15 protein-coding genes and 1 tRNA gene are annotated in these 18,707 nt (G+C 71.9%); 8 read left to right on the top strand and 8 right to left on the bottom strand.

Annotated elements, in window-relative coordinates; genetic code table 11:
- Positions 1-5: 5 nt before the first annotated feature.
- A complete protein-coding gene (locus tag OHS17_RS29830; RefSeq protein ID WP_330314656.1) occupies positions 6-305 on the top strand; it encodes a hypothetical protein in 300 nt (99 codons plus the stop codon).
- Positions 306-608: 303 nt separating this feature from the next.
- Positions 609-2,702 carry an elongation factor G gene (gene fusA, locus OHS17_RS29825; RefSeq protein ID WP_330314655.1) on the top strand — a complete coding sequence of 698 codons (2,094 nt, stop codon included), beginning with the start codon at positions 609-611 and terminating at the stop codon, positions 2,700-2,702.
- A 57-nt stretch (positions 2,703-2,759) separates the two neighbouring features.
- On the opposite strand, the gene OHS17_RS29820 is transcribed toward fusA, so the two are convergent.
- Together OHS17_RS29820 and OHS17_RS29815 are read right to left on the bottom strand one after the other, a co-directional pair.
- Positions 2,760-4,205, bottom strand: coding sequence for a glyceraldehyde-3-phosphate dehydrogenase (locus OHS17_RS29820; RefSeq protein ID WP_330314654.1), 1,446 nt, complete (start codon positions 4,203-4,205; stop codon positions 2,760-2,762).
- A gap of 83 nt (positions 4,206-4,288) precedes the next feature.
- On the bottom strand, positions 4,289-5,278 hold the full coding sequence (locus OHS17_RS29815; RefSeq protein ID WP_330314653.1) for a Gfo/Idh/MocA family protein: 990 nt from the start codon (positions 5,276-5,278) through the stop codon (positions 4,289-4,291).
- A 174-nt stretch (positions 5,279-5,452) separates the two neighbouring features.
- Between OHS17_RS29815 and OHS17_RS29810 the strand changes: the two genes are divergently transcribed.
- Together OHS17_RS29810 and OHS17_RS29805 are read left to right on the top strand one after the other, a co-directional pair.
- Positions 5,453-6,196 carry a GntR family transcriptional regulator gene (locus OHS17_RS29810; RefSeq protein ID WP_330315395.1) on the top strand — a complete coding sequence of 248 codons (744 nt, stop codon included), beginning with the start codon at positions 5,453-5,455 and terminating at the stop codon, positions 6,194-6,196.
- Positions 6,197-6,362: 166 nt separating this feature from the next.
- A complete protein-coding gene (locus OHS17_RS29805; RefSeq protein ID WP_330314652.1) occupies positions 6,363-8,069 on the top strand; it encodes an RICIN domain-containing protein in 1,707 nt (568 codons plus the stop codon).
- A 61-nt stretch (positions 8,070-8,130) separates the two neighbouring features.
- On the opposite strand, the gene OHS17_RS29800 is transcribed toward OHS17_RS29805, so the two are convergent.
- From OHS17_RS29800 to OHS17_RS29785, 4 genes are all read right to left on the bottom strand, one after another.
- The gene (locus OHS17_RS29800; protein ID WP_330314651.1) at positions 8,131-9,954 is read right to left on the bottom strand and encodes a glycoside hydrolase family 2 protein; all 1,824 of its coding nucleotides are present in this window, start codon (positions 9,952-9,954) and stop codon (positions 8,131-8,133) included.
- A 70-nt stretch (positions 9,955-10,024) separates the two neighbouring features.
- Positions 10,025-10,921 carry a carbohydrate ABC transporter permease gene (locus OHS17_RS29795; RefSeq protein WP_330314650.1) on the bottom strand — a complete coding sequence of 299 codons (897 nt, stop codon included), beginning with the start codon at positions 10,919-10,921 and terminating at the stop codon, positions 10,025-10,027.
- 2 nt (positions 10,922-10,923) lie between these two features.
- Positions 10,924-11,859, bottom strand: a complete 936-nt coding sequence (locus OHS17_RS29790) for a carbohydrate ABC transporter permease (protein ID WP_161212455.1) — start codon at positions 11,857-11,859, stop codon at positions 10,924-10,926.
- 22 nt (positions 11,860-11,881) lie between these two features.
- On the bottom strand, positions 11,882-13,255 hold the full coding sequence (locus OHS17_RS29785; RefSeq protein WP_330314649.1) for an extracellular solute-binding protein: 1,374 nt from the start codon (positions 13,253-13,255) through the stop codon (positions 11,882-11,884).
- A 250-nt stretch (positions 13,256-13,505) separates the two neighbouring features.
- On the opposite strand from OHS17_RS29785, the gene OHS17_RS29780 reads away from it, so the two are divergent.
- Positions 13,506-14,564 (top strand): LacI family DNA-binding transcriptional regulator, encoded by a 1,059-nt coding sequence (locus OHS17_RS29780; RefSeq protein ID WP_330314648.1) that lies wholly within the window; start codon positions 13,506-13,508, stop codon positions 14,562-14,564.
- Positions 14,565-14,574: 10 nt separating this feature from the next.
- Here OHS17_RS29780 and OHS17_RS29775 read toward each other — a convergent pair whose 3' ends face one another.
- On the bottom strand, positions 14,575-15,177 hold the full coding sequence (locus tag OHS17_RS29775; protein WP_330314647.1) for an HAD family hydrolase: 603 nt from the start codon (positions 15,175-15,177) through the stop codon (positions 14,575-14,577).
- A gap of 127 nt (positions 15,178-15,304) precedes the next feature.
- Here OHS17_RS29775 and OHS17_RS29770 point away from each other — a divergent pair, with 127 nt between their 5' ends.
- The 3 genes from OHS17_RS29770 to OHS17_RS29760 all read left to right on the top strand — a co-directional run bounded on the left by OHS17_RS29770 (position 15,305) and on the right by OHS17_RS29760 (position 18,437).
- On the top strand, positions 15,305-15,697 hold the full coding sequence (locus OHS17_RS29770; protein ID WP_330315394.1) for an aldehyde dehydrogenase family protein: 393 nt from the start codon (positions 15,305-15,307) through the stop codon (positions 15,695-15,697).
- Positions 15,698-16,288: 591 nt separating this feature from the next.
- The gene (locus OHS17_RS29765) at positions 16,289-17,311 is read left to right on the top strand and encodes a helix-turn-helix domain-containing protein (protein WP_330314646.1); all 1,023 of its coding nucleotides are present in this window, start codon (positions 16,289-16,291) and stop codon (positions 17,309-17,311) included.
- 136 nt (positions 17,312-17,447) lie between these two features.
- Positions 17,448-18,437, top strand: a complete 990-nt coding sequence (locus OHS17_RS29760) for a hypothetical protein (RefSeq protein WP_330314645.1) — start codon at positions 17,448-17,450, stop codon at positions 18,435-18,437.
- 93 nt (positions 18,438-18,530) lie between these two features.
- Here the strand turns inward: OHS17_RS29760 and OHS17_RS29755 are convergent.
- A tRNA-Pro gene (locus tag OHS17_RS29755) sits at positions 18,531-18,604 on the bottom strand.
- Between the last annotated feature and the right edge of the window lie 103 nt (positions 18,605-18,707).

Raw genomic sequence — 18,707 nt, 5'->3', positions numbered from 1 at the left:
GGGTCATGGCTCCCGACCCGAAGCGCCTCCGCGTGCGGCACGTCACCAGTGCCGGCACCTCCCTGGCCCTCTCGCTCGCCCCGCTCGTGATCGGCGTGCTGTTCGCGCGCACGATGGCCCTGGACCCGCACACGCCGGTGAACGCCCTGATCACCCGGGGTGGCCGGGGTGTGGGTCCGTCGCCCGCCGAGTGGCGCGGCTGCGGCCGGAGCGCGCTGCGCCGGTGCCGGAGCGCCTGCCGGCCGCTGGGTCCGGGACGCACCCGGCCGAAAAACCGGTTCCCCCGCACGCCCCGCCTTCCCTAAACTCGCCCCACACCGCGCGCCGGCCGTCCGCCGTCGCGTCCGCCGTGACCGTTGAGGGGAGACCGCCGTGCGTTACCGCACCGCTGCCGTCGTCCCCCCGTCGCGGTTCGAGGTGATCCTGGTGTCTCGCGCCGCCCGGAGCCGGCTGCGCGGCCGGCCCCGGACCCCGTGACGAACACCCGGTCCCCGCACATTTTCTGACATGCAGTCATGTCGAGTGGGGCCCGCAGGCCCGCATCCGGGCCGCTTCGTCCGGGGGTATCGCGCCGTCTTCTTCCGGATCATCCCGAAAGGCCACCGGCCGTGCGTACCCACCAGCACCGTTCTCCCGTCATCGCTCTCACCACCGTCCGCAACCTGGGCATCCTCGCCCATGTCGACGCCGGCAAGACCACGGTGACCGAGCGGATCCTCTACACCACCGGCACCACTCACAAGCGCGGTGAAGTCCACGACGGTACGACCATCACGGACTTCGACTCCCAGGAGCGCGACCGGGGCATCACCATCTTCGCCGCGGCCGTCAGCTGCACCTGGGACGGTCACCGGATCAACCTCATCGACACCCCGGGTCACGTCGACTTCGCCGACGAGGTCGAGCGTGCGCTGCGGGTGCTCGACGGTGCGATCGCGGTGTTCGACGCGGTCGCCGGGGTGGAGCCGCAGAGCGAGTCGGTGTGGCACCAGGCGGACCGGCACTCCGTTCCGCGCATCGCCTTCGTCAACAAGCTGGACCGAGCCGGTGCGGACCTGGACACGGCGGTCGCCTCGATCCGGAACCGGCTGCACACCGTTCCGCTCGTGGTGCAGCTGCCCATCGGGGCGGAGGACGCCTTCCGCGGTGTCGTCGACCTGGTGCGCATGCGCGCCCTGGTGTGGGCGGACGGCGCCGATGCGTACGAGGAGGGCGAGGTGCCCGACGGGCTGCGCGAGGAGGCGGTCCGGCGCCGGCGGCTCCTGGAGGAGGCGGTGGCGGAGCTGCATCCGGCGGCCCTGGAGGAGTTCTGCGTACGCTCCGAGTTGTCGGCACAGACGCTGACCGGGGCGCTGCGAGATCTGACGCGGACCGGTGAGGGGGTCGTGGTGCTCTGCGGTTCGGCGTACCGGAACCGGGGTGTCGAACCGCTGCTGGAGGCGGTCGTCGCGTATCTGCCCTCCCCTCTCGATGTGCCGCCGGTACGGGGCACGCTCGACGGGGCGGTGCAGGAGCGGGCCGCCGATCCTCAAGGGCCGTTCGCCGCGCTGGCGTTCAAGGTGAACGCGACCGCGACGGGCCGGCTGACGTATCTGCGCGTGTACGCGGGAACGATCCGGAAGGGGGAGACGGTGCTGGACGCGACCACCCGGCGCAGTGAGCGCGTCGGGCGCATCCTGCGGGTCCAGGCGGACCGGCATGTGGACGTGGACGCGGCGGTGGCCGGGGACATCGTCGCGGTCATCGGTCCGAAGGCCGTCCGTCCCGGTGCCACGCTGTGCGCGCCCGGTGCCCCGCTGGTCCTGGAACCGCCCACGGTGGCCGATCCGGTCGTGTCCGTGGCGGTGGAGGCGCGGCGGAGCACGGACACGGAGCGGCTGATGGCCGCGCTGGTGCGGCTGGCCGAGGAGGATCCGTCGCTCGTGGTGCGGGCGGACCCGGAGACCGGTCAGACCGTTCTCTCGGGCATGGGCGAGCTGCATCTGGAGGTGGCCGCGGAGAAGATCCGCCGCGACCACGGTCTGGATGTCCGGGTCGGCCGCCCGCAGGTCGCGCACCGGGAGACGCTGGTGCGCGGGGTGTCCGGTCTGGTCTACCGGCACGTCAAACAGGACGGCGGGGCAGGGCAGTTCGCGCATGTGGTCATCGACGTCGAACCGCTGGAAGCCACCGGCGGGGACGGCGGCGAGGCGGCGGCGGAGTTCGCGTTCGGTTCCGCGGTCGTCGGCGGCCGGGTGCCTCAGGAGTACGTGCGGGCGGTCGAGGCGGGCTGCCGGGACGCGCTGACCGAGGGGCCGCTGGGCGGGCATCCGGTGACCGGGGTGCGGGTGACGCTGACCGATGGCGCGACGCATCCCAAGGACTCCTCGGAGATGGCGTTCCGCACGGCGGGGCGGTTCGCGCTGCGGGAGGCCCTGCGGGCGAGCGCGATGGTGCTGCTGGAACCGGTGGTCGAGGTGACGGTCACCGTGCCGGGTGACGCGGTCGGCGGGGTGCTCGGCGACCTGGCCGCCCGGCGCGGCCGGGTCTCCGGCTCCACCACGCGGGGCGGTGCGGCGGTGGTCACGGCGACCGTACCGCTGGCCGAGCTGTTCGGTTACGCGACGCGGCTGCGCAGCCGTACGCAGGGCCGGGGCACGTTCACCACCCGGGCGACGGGGTATGCGCCCGCGCCCGCCGTCACCGCCTCCGGGACCGGCTGACGGTCAGGTCCCGCCCGCCTTCGTGGCGGGCGGGACCTGTCGTCGTACGGGCCGGGGTCAGGCGACGGGGACCGGGAAGGTCGGGTACTCGACGCCGGAGACGTACTGCACGACCCGGATGACCTGGCACGAGTAGCCGAACTCGTTGTCGTACCAGAGGTAGAGGATCGCGTTGTCGCCGTCCACCTGGGTGGGTCCCGCGTCCACGATGGAGGCGTGGCGCGAGCCGATGAAGTCGCTCGACACCGCGTCGGGGGCGGTCGTGAAGTCGATCTGCCGCTTGAGCGGGGAGGTCAGCGACACCTCGCGGAGGTAGTCGAGGACCTCGCCGCGGGTGGCCTCGCGGCCCAGCTTCAGACTGAGGATGGCGATCGACACGTCCGGGACGGGGACGCGGATCGAGCTGCCCGTGATCGTCGCCTCCAGGTCGGGCAGCGCCTTCGCGACGGCGGAGGCGGCGCCCGTCTCGGTGATGACCATGTTGAGCGGCGCGGAGCGGCCGCGGCGGTCGGAACCGTGGTAATTGTCCAGCAGGTTCTGGTCGTTGGTGAACGAGTGGATGGTCTCCACGTGTCCGCGCAGCACGCCGTACTCGTCGGCCATCGCCTTCAGCGGCGGCACGATCGCGTTGGTGGTGCAGGAGGCGCAGGAGATGATCTGCTCGTCGGGCTTGATCATGTCGTGGTTGACGCCGTGCACGACGTTGAGGACGTCGCCCTTGCCGGGGGCGGTCAGCACGACCTTGGCGATGCCCGGGCGCAGGTGCTTGGACAGGCCCACGCGGTCGCGCCACTTGCCGGTGTTGTCGATGAGGATGGCGTCATCGATGCCGTAGGCGGTGTAGTCGACGGAGGTCGGGTCGTCCGAGTAGATGACCTGGATCTCGTTGCCGTTGGCGACGATCCGGTTGTTCGCCTCGTCCACGGTGATCGTGCCCTGGAACTGGCCGTGGATGGAGTCGCGGCGCAGCAGCGAGGCGCGCTTGACGATGTCCTGGCCCGCTCCCTTGCGGACCACGATGGCGCGCAGCCGCAGGCCGTTGCCGGAGCCGGCCTTCTCGATGAGCAGCCGGGCGAGCAGGCGGCCGATGCGGCCGAAGCCGTAGAGGACGACGTCGCGCGCCTCGCGGCGCTCGATCTTGTTGTCCCCGGTGGCGCCGGCGACGGCCTCCGCGGTGAACTCCGCCGCGCTGAGGCCGCGGTCATCGGCCTTGTGGGTGGCGGCGAGCATGCCGATGTCGATCTGGGAGGGGCCCAGGTCGAGAGTGGTGAGGGCCTGGAGGAAGGGCAGGGTCTCGGTGACCGAGAGCTCCGCGCCGTCGATCTGCCGGGCGAATCGGTGGGTCTTGAGGATGCTCACCACCGATTTGTTCACCAGCGAGCGGCTGTGCAGGAGGACGGTGACGTCCCGCTCGCGGTGCAGCTTCCCGATGATCGGAATCATCGATTCCGCGATCTCCTCGCGGTTTTTCCAGTTGGTGAACGCGTCGTCATTGACAGTCACAGGTTTATCTTTCGAGCTAGGCGGCGCTCATATGGTAACCGGACGTTCATTCGACGCCTCACCCCGGCCCGGCCTCCCCGCCCTCACTCCCCCACGCGCACCGGCCGCCCCGTGCGCCGAGAGCGGTCGGCGGCCTCCGCGATCAGCAGCGCCGCCAAGGCGTCTGCCCCGGTGCAGGGGCTGGGCCGCAGACCTGCCGCGACCTCGGTGAAGGCCGCCATCTCGGCGACGTACGCGTCGTGGAAGCGGCTGAGGAACCCGTCGTACGGGGCGGTGCCGGACGGCGTCCCGTCGGCGGTGGTCCGCAGGGGCGCGCGGTCCCCGTACCCGGTGGCCAGCGTGGCCCGCGACCCGGCGAGCTCCATGCGCGCGTCGTATCCGGCGCCGTTGTAGCGGGTGGCGGTGCAGCTGACGAGGGTGCCGTCGTCCAGCGTGAGGACGGCGACGGCCGTGTCGACGTCACCGGCCGCGGCGAAGGAGCCGTCGCCCCGGTTGGCCCCGGTGGCACTGACCTCCACGACCTCACGGCCGGTGACCCAGCGCACGCTGTCGAAGTCGTGCACGGCGCAGTCCCGGAAGATGCCGCCGGACAGGGGCAGGTATCCGGCCGGTGGCGGCGCCGGATCGGCGGTGCACGCCCGTACGGTGTGCAGCCAGCCGAGCTCCCCGGCGGCGGCCGCGTCGCGCAGGGCGGTGTACCCGGCGTCGAAGCGGCGCTGGAAGCCGACCTGGAGCGGCACGCCGGAACCGGCGATACCGGCCAGCAGGGCGTGGGTGGCTTCGAGGCCGGCGGCGACCGGCTTCTCGCAGAAGACGGGCACCCCGGCGGCGACGGCCGCGCGGATCAGCGTGTCGTGGACGGCGGTGGGGGCGGCGATCACGACCCCGTCCAGGCCGGAGCCGAGCAGCGCGTCCAGGTCGCCCGCCCAGTCGGCGCCCAGCTTCCCGGCCAGCTCGCGGGCCTGCTGCTCGACGGCGTCGTGCAGGACGAGACGGCCGACGGCGGGCAGAGCGGCGAGGGTGGCGGCGTGGAACGCGCCGATGCGGCCCGTTCCGATGAGTCCGATGCGCATGCGCGGGTGCCTCCGGGGCGGATGGGGGCCTGCTGGCCGACGCTCCTGATCTTCATCTTTGTATCGTCGCCGATCGCGCCGGGTCAAGCATTTGTACTGACATATATACGTACTGAGCTGGGTGCGGGCTTACGGCATACTGAGTACGTGGCACGACGTTCCGAGGAGCCCGGCATGGAACCGCTCACCAGGCTGATCACCATCGACCGGTCCAGCCCGGTTCCGCTGTACTTCCAGTTCGCGCAGCAGCTCCAACACCTCATCGAATCCGGCATGTTGGCGCCCGGCGCCCGGCTGGAGAACGAGATCGGGCTGGCAGACCGGTTCGGGCTCTCGCGCCCGACGATGCGTCAGGCCATGCAGCATCTGGTGGACAAGGGGCTGCTGTCGCGCAAGCGCGGGGTGGGCACCCAGGTCGTCAACAACCGGGTCCGCCGCCAGGTGGAACTCACCAGCCTGTACGAGGACCTGCAGCGCGAGGACCGCCGCCCGCGCACCGAGGTCCTGTCGATGCGCGTCCGCCCCGCCGAGGGCCGGATCGCCGCCGCCCTCCAGCTCGAACCGGGCATGGACACCGTCGAGTTGCGCCGGCTCCGGTACGCGGACGACGAGCCGATGGCCGTCCTGGAGAACCACCTGCCGATGGGCCTGGCGGACCTCACCGAGGACGACCTGGCCGCGCACGGGCTCTACGCGCTGCTCCGGCGCTCCGGCATCACCCTGCGGTCCGCCGAGCAGACCATCGGCGCCCGCCGGGCCACGGCGGCCGAGGCCCGGCTGCTGGCGGAGGGGCGCGGCGGCACCCTGCTCACCGTGGAGCGCACGGTTCTGGGCGACGGGGGCCGCCCGGTGGAGTACGCCCGCCATCTGTACCGGGCGTCCCGGTACTCCTTCGAGATGACGCTTACGGCACCCTGACGCGCCCGGCCCCGACGCGCTCGGGCAGCCATTGAAGCGGAAGCCGTTCGCCCTGTTTACATCGATGTACATCCGGCCCTACTGTTTCGCCGTCAGCAGCCCCGCCGGACAGGACCTGGGCCACCCCCCACGCCTTCGTGCCCCCGTGCCCCGAGGAAGGAAGCCTGTGCTCTCCTTGCGCCGACCCCCCAAACCCGCATCCCACCGCTCCCCCGCGCCGACAGGCCGCCTCGCTCACTGGGCGGCGCGTGCCGTCGCCCCGGTCCTGGCCGCCGCCATCGGCCTGACCTTCGCCCCGGCGTCGGCCGCCCCCGCGACCTCCCCCGCCGCGCCTGCCGTCGCCGCCGCCAACGGCACGCCGCTGGGCAGCGGGACCGGCCTCTACCCGAGGGTGATCCGGCTGGAGCACAACGGCTCCGCCAACGGCCGGGTGCTCGCCAGCGTCGTCACCTTCAACGGCAACAACGGCGTCGGTGCCATCCACGAGAGCACCGACGGCGGAGCCACCTTCCGGCAGGTGGGCAGTGTGGCCGAACCGGAGTCGTCGGGCGGGCAGGGCCTGTGCTGCTCCACCCTCTTCGAACTCCCGCGCCAGGTCGGCTCGTTGGCGCCCGGCACCCTGCTGTGGTCCGCCTCGTCCGGCGCGGACGAGCAGAACCGCCGCATGGCGCTGCGCGTCTGGCGGAGCAACGACGTGGGCCGGACCTGGTCCTACCTTTCCACCTGCGCCACCGCGAACGGCACGGGCGGGCTGTGGGAGCCGGACCTCTCCGTCGCCGCCGACGGGGCGCTCGTCTGCCACTACGCCGACGAGACGGACCCCGCGCACAACCAGAAGCTCGCCGCCGCCCGTAGTTATGACGGGGTCACCTGGCAGGACCGCCGCAACACGGTCGCCAGCTCCTGGGAGCCGGACCGGCCGGGGATGCCCATGGTGCGCCGGCTGCCGAACGGCACGTACTTCATGAGCTACGAGATCTGCAATCCGGGCGGCCAGTACCAGTGCGTCGTGCACTACCGGACCTCCCCGGACGGCTGGGACTGGGGCGACCCGGCATCGCTGGGCTACCGCCCGGAGACCGTGGACGGCAAGTACTTCCGCGCCGCGCCGACCATCGCCTGGGCGCCCGCGCCGGGCGGCGGGGCCAACGGCCGCCTCCTCCTCATCGGCCAGCAGCTCCTGAACCGCGACGGCACACCCGCCGCCGACAGCGGCCGCACGATCCTCGCCAACACGGAGAACGGCACCGGCCCGTGGTACGAGATCGAGGCCCCCGTGAAGGTCGCGGCACCGACCGCCACGTACTGCCCGAACTACAGCTCGCCGCTGCTGCCCTCGGCCGACGGCCGCACCGTGCTGGAGATCGCGACGGACTGGGACGGCGACGTCTGCCGCCCGTACGTGGCCACCGGCCCCCTCACCGGCAGCGGTGACGCGGCCGGGGTGGCGGACGGGGCGCGCTACCGGCTGCTCAACGCCAACAGTGGCCAGTGCTTAAACGTCGCCGCCGACTCACGGGACGCGGGCGGCAACGTACAGCAGTGGACGTGCAACGGCCTCGGTCCGCAGGCCTGGACGCTCCGGGCGCACGGCGACGCGTTCACGCTCACCGGCGTCAACAGCGGCTTCTGCCTGGACGTGGAGAACGGCTCCGCGACGCCCGGCGCGAACGTACGGCAGTGGTACTGCAACGCGGCGGCCGCGCAGGACTGGCGGCTGGAGAACGCCGGGCGGGGCTACTACCGCTTGGTGGTCAAGTCCTCCGGGCAGTGCCTGGACGTCTCGCAGGGCTCCCGTACGGCGGGGGCCAACGTGCAGCAGTGGACGTGCAACGGCCAGCAGCCGCAGCTCTGGCGGCTCGAACGGGTCTGACCACGACGGATGCCCACCCCCTCGCGGCGAGGAGGGGGTGGGCATCCGTCATGCGCGACCGTCAGCCGGCGTCCGGCTCCTCGATCGCCGCGGGCCGCAGCTGGGCCTCTCGGATGCGGGCGATGTCCAGCTTGGTGCCCCGGTCGAAGCGGTAGACGCCGTTCTGCTCCTGGAAGACGTCGGTCAGCTGGGTGTAGCAGTAGCCGAACATGTCCGGGTCCTCCAGCAGCGCACCGGTCAGACCGGCGAACCGCTCGTGGAACTCGTCCTCGGTGCGCACCCGGTCGCCGTAGCCCCAGGAGACCGTACGGTCGCTGCCCGACTGCTCGGCGGCTGCCTCCGGGTCCCACCAGACCCCGCCGAACTCGCTGACGAAGTAGGGCTGTCCCCGGTACGGCTGCGAGTACGCGGCGCCGTTCTCGTACGCGTTGACGAACGGCTCCCCCTTCGCGAGCCCGGAGACCAGCTGCCGGAAGGCGGCCGGGTCCTGCTCGTAGGTGTGGGAGTCGTAGATGTCGGTCTCCAGGACCCGGTGGGAGTAGCCGGAGGCGTCGATGACCGGGCGGGAGGTGTCCATGGCCTTGGTGGCGAGGAACATCGCGCGGGTCACATCGTCCAGCTGGGTGATCCGGTCGTGGAGCTTCTGGTACGTCTCGTTGAGCGGGCACCAGCCGACGATCGACGGGTGGGAGTAGTCGCGTTCGACGGCTTCCAGCCACTGCGCGACGAACGAGGCGTCGGGCCGCTGGTTGTCGCCGGAGGAGCCGCCGACCTCGCAGCCCCAGTCACCGAACTCGCCCCAGACCAGGTAGCCGAGGCGGTCGGCGTGGTGGAGGAAGCGCTCCTCGAAGACCTTCTGGTGCAGCCGGGCCCCGTTGAAACCGGCCTCCATGGCGAGCTCGATGTCGCGGACCAGGGCCTCGTCGGTGGGGGCGGTCATCAGCCCGTCCGGGTACCAGCCCTGGTCGAGCACCAGGCGCTGGAAACGGGGGCGGCCGTTGAGGAGGACGGCCTTGCCCCGGATGGAGACGGAGCGCAGGCCCGCATAGCTCTCGATGGTGTCGGCGGATTCGCCGTCGGGTCCCAGGAGTTCGAGGCGCAGCCCGTACAGGTGGGGGTCCTCGGGGCTCCACTCGCGGCGCCGGTCCTCCGGGACGGGCAGGTACAGGCGGGGGGCCAGGTCGAGGTCGGCGCGGGCCTCGGCGCGGCAGACCTCGCCGGTGCCGTCGCTGAGGACGGCGCGCACGCGGTGGCCGGGGAGGTTGGCGGACAGGGGCAGTTCGAGGTGGAAGGCCCCGGCGGCCAGGTCGGGGGTGATGCGGGGGCGGCGCAGATGCGCGTCGGCGACCGGCTCGGCCCAGACGGTCTGCCAGATGCCGGTCGTCCGCGTGTAGTTGCAGTCGTGGTTGGCGTACTGGATCGCCTGCTTGCCGCGGGCCTGCGGGCCGGACTTCGGGTCGCGGGCGCGGACGGTGATCTCCACCTCGCGCCCGGCCGGGGCCAGGTCGCCGAGGTCGGCGGTGAAGGGGGTGAACCCGCCCCGGTGGCGTACGACTTCGGTACCGTCCACCCAGACGGTGGTGTCGTGGTCGACGGCGCCGAAGTGCAGCAGCACCCGGCGGCCGGCCCACTCGGCGGGCGCGGTGAACCGGCGCCGGTACCAGACGGCCTCCAGGAAGTCGGTGTCGCCGACGCCGGAGAGCTCGGACTCGGGTGCGAAGGGTACGAGGATCTCACCGGTCAGGTCGCGTTCCAGGAGCCCGCGTTCGAGACCGCTGTCCCCCTGGTCGGTCTCGAACTGCCAGGTCCCGTTGAGGTTGAGCCAGTCGCGCCGTACGAACTGCGGGCGCGGGTACTCCGGACGGGGGACGGAGGGGGTGTGCACAGGTACTCCAGGTGGATCGTGGTGACGGCCGGCCGGGAGACCGGCGCCGGGGCAGGGACAGTCGGCGGGGTCAGCCGCCGCCGAGGCCGGTGGTGGCTACGGAGTTGACGATGCGCCGCTGGAAGAGCAGGAACATGACGATCAGGGGCAGCGCGGCCAGCAGGGCCGACGCCATGGACTGGGCGTACTGGATGCCGTACGCGTCCTTGACGGTGGCGAGGCCGACCGGGAGCGTCATGAGGTCCGGGTCGTTGGTGACGACGAAGGGCCACATGAAGTTGTTCCAGGCGCCGATGAACACGAAGATCGCGACGGCGGCGACGATCGGCCGGGACAGCGGAAGCACGATGGAGGTGAAGACCCGCAGCTCGGACGCGCCGTCGATGCGGGCGGCGTCCTCGAGTTCGCGGGGTATCGCGTCGAAGAAGCGCTTCAGGATGAAGACCATCATGGGCGCCACCACCTGCGGCAGGATGACGGCCGCGTAGGTGTCGACCAGGTGGAACATCGTCATCTGCTTGAAGAGCGGGACGATCAGCAGCTGCGGCGGGACCATGATCGCGGCGACGGTGACCGCGAGCAGCGTCCGGCGGCCGCGGAAGGTGCCGCGCGAGAAGCCGTACGCGGCGAGCGTGGAGACGGCCGTGGTGATCAGGGTGACCAGGACGGAGATCAGCAGACTGTTGAACGCCCAGGTCGGTACGTTGCCGCGGTCCAGGATCTGCCGGTACGCGGAGAGGGTGAAGGCTCCCTTGAACGGCGAGAGGCCCGACTTCATCACGTCCTGCTCGCTCTGCAGCGAGGTGGCGACCGCCCAGACGAAGGGCAGCAGCCAGGCGACGGCGAGCACGGTCAGCGTGGTCCCGGCGAGCACCCGGGGCAGCCGCCCGTGACCGAGCAGCAGGGGCGAGCCGGACTCCTCGCGCGGCCGGCGCGGGCGGCGCACGGGGGTGGAGATGGCGGACACGGTCAGCCCTCCTGACGGAAGAAGCGGAGTTGCAGGACGGAGACGACGATGACGATCGCGAAGAAGATGTAGCTGACCGCCGAGGCGTAGCCCAGCCGGTATCCGGTGAACCCGACGTCGTAGACGTATTCCAGGATCGGGCGGGTCGAGCCGTTGGGGCCGCCCTTGGTGAGGATGTAGATCTGGTCGAACACCTTGAGGGACGCGAGGACTTGGAGCATCGCGACCAGCACGGTGGTGTGGCGCAGCTGCGGCAGGGTGACCGACCACAGCCGCCGCCAGGCGCCCGCGCCGTCGAGCGCGGCGGCCTCGTCGTACGTGGTGGGCAGGGACTGCAGGGCGGCCAGGTAGAGCAGGAAGTTGAAACCGACGGTCCACCAGACGGTGAGGGCGGCGACCGACCACATCGCCACGGACTCGTCGGAGAGCCAGCCGACGGGTTCCATGCCCAGCGAGGTGAGCAGCTGGTTGCCGAGGCCGATGTCGGGCTGGTAGAGCCACGTCCAGATGAGCGTGACCACCGTGACCGGCAGCAGGTACGGGGCGAAGTAGGCCAGCCGCCACACCCATTGGCCGGCCAGTCCGCTGTGCACGAGCAGGGCCATGCCGAGCGCGACCAGGACGAGCGGTACGCAGGAGATGACGGTGAAGAGGACGGTGTTGCCGAGGCTGCTCCAGACGTCCGGGTCCCCGAACGCCTCGGTGTAGTTGGCGAATCCGACGAACTCGGTGCCGCGCAGGCTGAGCGAGGCGTCGGTGAGGCTCATCCAGAGGCCTTGGACGATGGGCCAGACCAGGAAGAGCGCGAACACGACCAGGAACGGCAGGACGAACAGCCCGCCGCCCCGGGTCAGCGAGCGGCGGCGCCGGGGCGCGGCCGTCGTCGCGGAGGGTGGCTGCGGGGGCGCCGCGGCTCCGGCGGGCGCGGTGGTGGTCACGATGCGGCTCCTTCGGCTGTCGTCAGGCGACCGGGTTGGGCTGGCGCAGCAGGGCGTCCGCCTCACGGACCATCTGCCGTACCGCGCTCTCGGCGGAGGTGTTGCCCAGCAGCGCCGACTGGAGCGGCTGGCACATGCGGTTCTGGAAGTTGCCGCCGGCCCCGGCGAACCAGTTCGGCGGGTCGAGCACGGCGATCTCGCCGGCGGCCGCGTAGGACGACTGGGGGTCGAGCTTCGCGTACTCGGGGCGGGCCTGCACCGGCAGGTAGGCGGGGATGTGGCCGGCGCTCGCCCAGGTCAGGCTCTGTTTGACGATCTCGGCGATGTAGCGGTGCGCCTGGCGGCGGCGGGCCGGGTCGGGGTCGTTCTGGTGCGGCAGGACGAAGCTGTGCGAGTCGGCGTAGACGGCCGGGCGGGCGAAGACCTGCGGGAAGGGGGCGGCGCCGAGGTGCTTGATGCCGGACTTCCGGAACGTGGGCAGCTCCCACTCCCCCGCCATGATCATGCCGCCGCGGCCGTCCATGAAGGCGGCCATGGCGCCGTTGTAGTCGAGGTTGTTGGGGTTGGTGCGCCCGTCGAAGAGCTGCTTCATGAAGGTGACGACCTTCACCGCGGCGTCGATGTCGATCTTCGGCGGCCCGCCGTCGGGCAGCGTGAAGGAGGCCCCGGTCTGGGCGTACAGCGCGGCGAACTGGCGCCAGCTCTGGGCGGTGTCGGTGACGTGCCCGAAGAGCACGCCGGACTTGCCGGTGATCTCGGCGAGCTTCTTCCCGGCGTCCAGAAGGGCTTCGGGCGATCCCATCGGCGCCAGGTGGCCGGAGGAGTCCAGCAGTCCGGCCTTGTCGGCCACGTCCTTGTCGTAGAAGACGATGAAGGGGTGGACGTCCAGCGGGACCGCGTAGACCGTGCCCTGGTGCTGGGCGCGCTTCCAGACGGCGGGCGCGAAGTCCTTCTCGCTCACGCCGAATTCGGCGAGGACGTCCAGGTCGAGCGGGTCGAGCAGACCGCCCGGGGCGTATCCGGCCAGCCGTGACAGGTGGAGCACGGCGACGTCGGAGGCCCGACCGCCCGCCGCCGACATGGCGAGCTTCGTGTAGTACGACGGGCCCCAGTCCAGGATCGTGCGGTCCACGTCGAAGCCGTCGGAGCCCCTCGAGACAGCGGCGATCATCTCGTCCATGAGCATGCCGTCGCCGCCCTGGAAGAGGTCCCAGACCTTCAGTGCGGACGCCCCGCCCGCACTGGCCGGCGAGGCGCAGCCGGTGAGCGGGCCCGCCGCGAGCAGCGCGGCTGCCCCGGCCGTGCCGTAACGCAGCAGTCCGCGGCGCCCGATGGCGGGCGGACGGCCGGAGTCCGGGGGTCCGGGCAGCCCTCGTGCGGGAGGTGCAGAGTTCATCACTGACCTTTCGACGCCGGACGACGTGCCCGGCCGACGGCAGGCGCCATCGGCACGGCAGCCGTCGGCCGCCCGTGCACATCGGGGGTGATCCGCGCCGGTCTCCCGATGCGGTGACCTGTTTTTACATCGATGTACATTGGCTGTAAAGAGCTGGGTCATCACCTGTGCCGGATGCACCGCCCATCGGTCCGGGGCCGCCGGGGCGTACGGCATAGACTCGGCGCGTACCGAGGGTGGGGAGTCGCGGGTGGCACGACCGAGGATCAAGGACGTCGCACGGCACGCGGGGGTGTCGGAGAAAACGGTGTCCAACGTGCTCAACGACTATGTGCACGTGTCCGACCGGACGCGGCGGGTGGTGCAGGAGGCCATCGACCACCTCGGCTACCGCATCAACCTCGCCGGCCGCCATCTGCGCAGCGGACGCACCGGCATCATCGCCCTGGTGGTGCCCGAACTCGACGTCCCGTACTTCGCGGAGCTCGCCCGGCATGTCGTCCGGGAGGCCGAAAAGCGCTCCCTGACCGTGCTGATCCACCAGTCGGGCGGCGACCGCGAGCGCGAGAAGGCCGCCCTCGCCGGTTTCGGCTCGGACTTCGTGGACGGCGTCATCCTCAGCCCGCTCGCCCTCGCGCCGGACGACCTGCGCGCCCACACCGGACCGCCGCCGACCGTCCTGCTCGGCGAGCTGCTCAACGAGGGCGCGGACCATGTGGCGATCGACAACGAACGCGCGGCCCGCGAGGCCACCGAGCACCTGCTCGCGCTGGGCCGGCGCCGCATCCTCACGGTCGGCGGCCGGGACGACGGCTGCGTCGGTACGGCCCAGGCCCGCACCCGCGGCTTCCGCCTCGCGCTGTCCGGGGCGGGCCTGCCGTACGACCCGGCGTCGCTGCTGCCGGTGGAGGCGTTCCACATGAGCGACGGCGCGGACGCGGTCCGCCGGGTGCTGGCCTCCGGCGCCCGGCCGGACGCCCTGCTCTGCCTGAACGACCAGCTGGCGCTGGGTGCGCTGCGCGCGCTGCACGGTTACGGGGCACGGGTGCCCGAGGACGTGGCGGTGATCGGTTTCGACAATGTGGAGGGCGGCCGCTTCAGCGTGCCGTCCCTGAGCACGGTAGCCCCGGACAAGGAGGCCGTGGCCCGGGTCGCGGTGGACCTGCTGCTGCACCGCATCGAGGAGGCCACGCGCCCGGACGCCACCGGGAGCCCGGCCGCGGAGCACCCGCAGGACCGGGTGGTGGCGCACCGCCTGGTCCTGCGCGAGTCCACGGAGGGGGCGGCCGGGCGCGACGGGGTGTGGTGAGCGGCGGGCGTCAGCCCGTGAGCAGCCGCTCCAGGGTCCGCCGGAGCGCGGCCCCGCCCTCGAAGAGCTCGGCGGTGAGCCCGAGTTCGCGTGCGGCCCGGACGTTGGCCTCCCTGTCGTCCACGAAGAACGCCTCTTCGGGCGCGGCCCCGAGCAGTCCGAGCGCGCCCGCGAAGGCTTCCTCGGCGGGCTTGGTCGCCCCGAGCGCGCACGAGAACGCGAGCACGTCGAAGCGGTCGTTCACCTCGGGCAGCCGCTCGGGCAGCCCGGCGCGCAGCAACGCGTCGTTGTCCGTGAACAGGGCCGTCGGCCGGTCCCGTACGAGGTCGGCCGCGGCAAGAACGTCGGGGTCGGGCTCGAACGCCCCGCACCAGATGCGGCGCAGCTCCTCCGCCGTACCCGCGAACCCCAGTCGCCGCCTGATCTCCCCCTCCACCTCTTCGGCGCTCCCCTGCCCCCGGTCCCAGGCCGCGATCAGCCCTGCCCCGTACAGCTCCGACTCGACGCGCCGCGCGGGGAGCCCGCACACGGCCCCGAGACGTTCGAGCCGCCGCTCACGGTGAAAGCGGCAGACGACACCACCGAGATCGAAGAGGAACACCCGAGGCTTCATGCAGGGCAATCTAGCCCTGTCCGGCGGACCGTGACCGCGGTTTCCTCGACCGGTGTGGTCGGTCCGCAGGGTCGGTGGACCTTTCCCGGGCCGCGTCCGGGCCCCAGCCGGCCAGGAGGCGTAGTGCCTGTTCGCCTTCGGCGGCAGCCGGATCGACCGACCCGGGTTCTCCCTCGAACCGACGATCGTCACGGACCTCACCGAGGACAACCCGCTGTTCCACGAGGAGGCGTTCGGCCCCGTGCTGTCCTTCTACGTCGTGGACAGTGAGGAGGAGGCGATCCGGCCGGCCAACGCCACGCGCCTCGGCCTGTGTTCCTATGTGCGCGACGCGGACGTCGAGCACGCCCGTCAGGTGGCCGGCCGCCTGAAGGCCGGGATGGTGTACATCAACTCCTGCTTCGCCGACTCGCCCCGGCTGCCCTTCGGCGGGGTCAAGAACTCCGGGTTCGGCCGCGAGGTGTCCGAGCTCGGCATCGGCGAGTTCCTCAACCGGAGGATGGTGAAGGTCGCGAGGTGACCACGGCCCGGGCCCGGCAGCCCGCGGGCCGCCGGGTCAGAGGAAGAGGACGCGGCCTGCGTCCCGGCCGAGCTGCCCGCGCCGCTGCGCGCGGCCCTGGCCCGGATCCGTCCGGGGACGCGCATCGTCTCCATCTGCTCCGGCGCGTTCACCCTGGCGGCGGGACTGCTGGACGGGCGGCCCGTGACCACGCACTGGGTGCTGGCCGACCGGTTCCGCAGCCTGTTCCCGCACATCGACCTCGACCCGGACGTGCTGTTCATCGACGACGGCGACGTCCTGACCTCTGCGGGTGCCGCCTCCGGGCTCGACGTCTGCCTGCACCTGATCCGGTCCGACCACGGCAGCGCCGTCGCCAACCGGGTCGCCCGGCGGCGCTTCGCTGCGCCAGCACCTGCACGCGGTCATCGGGGTCTCACGAAGGCGTACCGCAACACGTTCCGCGCGCGGGCTGTGCGACGGTTGCGGACTGACGGTCACGGCACCTCATGCCCTTCGGCGATCCGAGCTGCCGGGCCACGCTGCCCCTCGCCCCCCATATGGCCGGGCACCACCTACCGGAGCAACTCCCCCTCCGGGCACCATCGTTGCATGCCAAGCTTCAGGGGTACGCCCGGGAAGGAACCGGCGGAGACGGGGCCCGTGGCGACCGTGGACACCGACGAAATCGCGCTCCCCGACCGGTTCGGCTGGTGGAGCGACATGGTCGGCCGGGAAGTCATGCCCGTCTCGATCCGGAGTCCGCACGCTCGACGTTTCCGGGGCTGGGCGGAGGCCATGGAACTCCCCCGCAGCCGACTCGCGGCCTTCGGCTTCTCCCCTCTGACCGCGCGGCGCTCCCCGGCTCAGATCCGCAGGGAGGACCCCGAGGACGGCTTCCTGGTGCTGGTTCGGGAGGGCAGGGTCCGTTTGGAGCAGGGGCGCAACGACGTCGGCCTCGGGCCGGGCGACATGTCCCTGTTCTCCAGTTCGAGACCGCTGGCCTGCGACTTCGTGGACACGGGTGCCCCCGTCCACATCACCCTTCTCCGTCTCCCGCTGGCCCTCCTCCCGTTGTCCGGGAACCGCGCCGACCGCCTGCTGGCCGAGCCGCTGCCGGCCGGGACCGCCTCCGGCGCACTGCTGGTCCCGTATCTGACCTCCTTGCCGAAGGCCGCCCGTACCGCGGGTCCTGCCGAACTCGCGAGGCTGGGCACCATCGCGGTGGACCTGGCCACATCTCTCTTCGCGGCGCGACTCGACGACCGGCGCGCACTGCCCGCCGAGTCGCGCAGAACAGTGCTCCTCGCCCGGATCGACGCCTTCATCGAGCAGCACCTCGATGACCCGTCCCTGGGTCCGGCGGCCGTCGCCGCCCATCACCACATGTCCGTACGGACCCTTCACCACCTCTTCCGCGACGAGCGGGAGTCCGTCGCCGCCACCATCCGGCGCCGGAGACTGGAACGGTGCCGCGGCGACCTGGCCGAGCCCGGCCTGCTGCACCTCACGGTCGGCGAGATCGCCCTGCGCCGGGGCTTCCGGCACCCGGCCGACTTCAGCCGGGCCTTCCGCAGGGCCTACGGGGTCCCGCCCAGCGAGGTCCGGGCCGGGCATGCGCTGAATGCGCCGTAACTCCGCGCTGTCCGCCAAAGACAGGACGCGCCGGGGCGGGCCACATTGGTCCCCCACCACGCCGCACGTCGTGGGGGACGACGAGAACCGGGCGTGGCGCCTCGCGGGGGCCGGGCACCGGAGCCGGGGGGAGCGCATGGAGGCATCCGCGTTGGCGGCCATGGTCGTCGCGATCATCACCGCGACGGCGACCGAGGCGGCGGGCGCCGTCGGCCAGGGAGCGGGAAACGCGCTCGCCGAGGCCCTGCGTGCCCGGCTCGCCGCGACGGAACGGGGGCGGACGGCCCTGGACACGCTGGACCGGGCCCCGGACGACCTCGCCGCGGTGGCCTCGGCCAGGTCCGCGATCCAGGAGGAGATAGAGGCGGACCCGGAGCTGTCGCACCAGTTGCACGTGCGGCTGACCGCCCCCTCGACACGGACCACGGGCAGCCTGATGATCAGCGGCAGCAGGGTCTCACGCAGTTCCATCGCCCTGGGACCGCTGACCGTGCACAACACCCGGGCCGGGCGGGCCGTCATCGCCCTGGTGGCCGCCCTGCTGGTCGCCGTGGTCGTGCTGGCCGTGTACGGAGGCGTGGAGCTGCTCGTACCGAACGGCTCTCCCGGGGCGTCCCGGAGCGGCGACCACAACGCCGTGCGCACCCTGAACGCCGACGAGGTCAGGCGGGTCGTCCCGGACCTCGCGAGCATGCCCGGCGACTGGAAGAGGGACGGGTCCGTCAGTTCCGGCCGGAACGAGAGCGTCAACTGCTCGTGGGCCGAGGGGAGGTTCGTCTCCGCCTACGGGCGCGACAGCTCGGGAACGCTGGTCCGCAGCGTGTTCAGGGTATGGTCCTGCTCCAGCGCGGCGGCGAGCGCGAAGGCTTTCGAGGAGAGCCGGGCGGGCCTGACCACCGGGGCGGACGAACTCCCCCTTGCGGAAGTCGGCGATCAACGTGCCGCGACGACCACGCACGATGCCGCCATGGACGAGACGACGGCACGTGCCGCAATCCGTGTGGGCACGGTCCTCATCGAACTCCGATACGGGCCTGGGCTCTCCTCCGACGAGGAGTGGACCGCGGAATTCGAACAGCTGGCCACGGTGGCCGCCGACCGGGCCCAGCGGGCCCAGAACGCCTGACCGCCGGTTCCGGGTGCGGCAACCGGACGGAAACGATCGAGGGCCGGTCTCGGATGTCTCCGAAACCGGCCCTCGATCTACGACTGTCACCAGTCGGGACGACAGGATTTGAACCTGCGACCCCTTGACCCCCAGTCAAGTGCGCTACCAAGCTGCGCCACGTCCCGATGCCCGTCTGACCTGGGGTTTCCCCTTGGCCGAACGCGCATGAGAACAATACCGCACTTCATCGGGTGGTCACGAACCGCTTTCCCGTGCGACGCGCTCCGT

Origin of the sequence: Streptomyces sp. NBC_00523 (genome assembly GCF_036346615.1) — a bacterium.
GTDB lineage: Bacteria > Actinomycetota > Actinomycetes > Streptomycetales > Streptomycetaceae > Streptomyces.
Note: the sequence above shows the minus strand (reverse complement) of the source record. Positions and strands in the feature narration are given on the sequence as shown.

Coding starts and splice junctions, on each gene's coding strand:
- OHS17_RS29830 (WP_330314656.1), top strand. CDS start 6: ATGGCTCCCGACCCGAAGCGCCTCCGCGTGCGGCACGTCACCAGTGCC.
- OHS17_RS29815 (WP_330314653.1), bottom strand. CDS start 5,278: ATGCGCATCGGACTCATCGGAACGGGCCGCATCGGCGCGTTCCACGCC.
- OHS17_RS29810 (WP_330315395.1), top strand. CDS start 5,453: ATGGAACCGCTCACCAGGCTGATCACCATCGACCGGTCCAGCCCGGTT.
- OHS17_RS29785 (WP_330314649.1), bottom strand. CDS start 13,255: ATGAACTCTGCACCTCCCGCACGAGGGCTGCCCGGACCCCCGGACTCC.
- OHS17_RS29775 (WP_330314647.1), bottom strand. CDS start 15,177: ATGAAGCCTCGGGTGTTCCTCTTCGATCTCGGTGGTGTCGTCTGCCGC.
- OHS17_RS29765 (WP_330314646.1), top strand. CDS start 16,289: ATGCCAAGCTTCAGGGGTACGCCCGGGAAGGAACCGGCGGAGACGGGG.
- OHS17_RS29760 (WP_330314645.1), top strand. CDS start 17,448: ATGGAGGCATCCGCGTTGGCGGCCATGGTCGTCGCGATCATCACCGCG.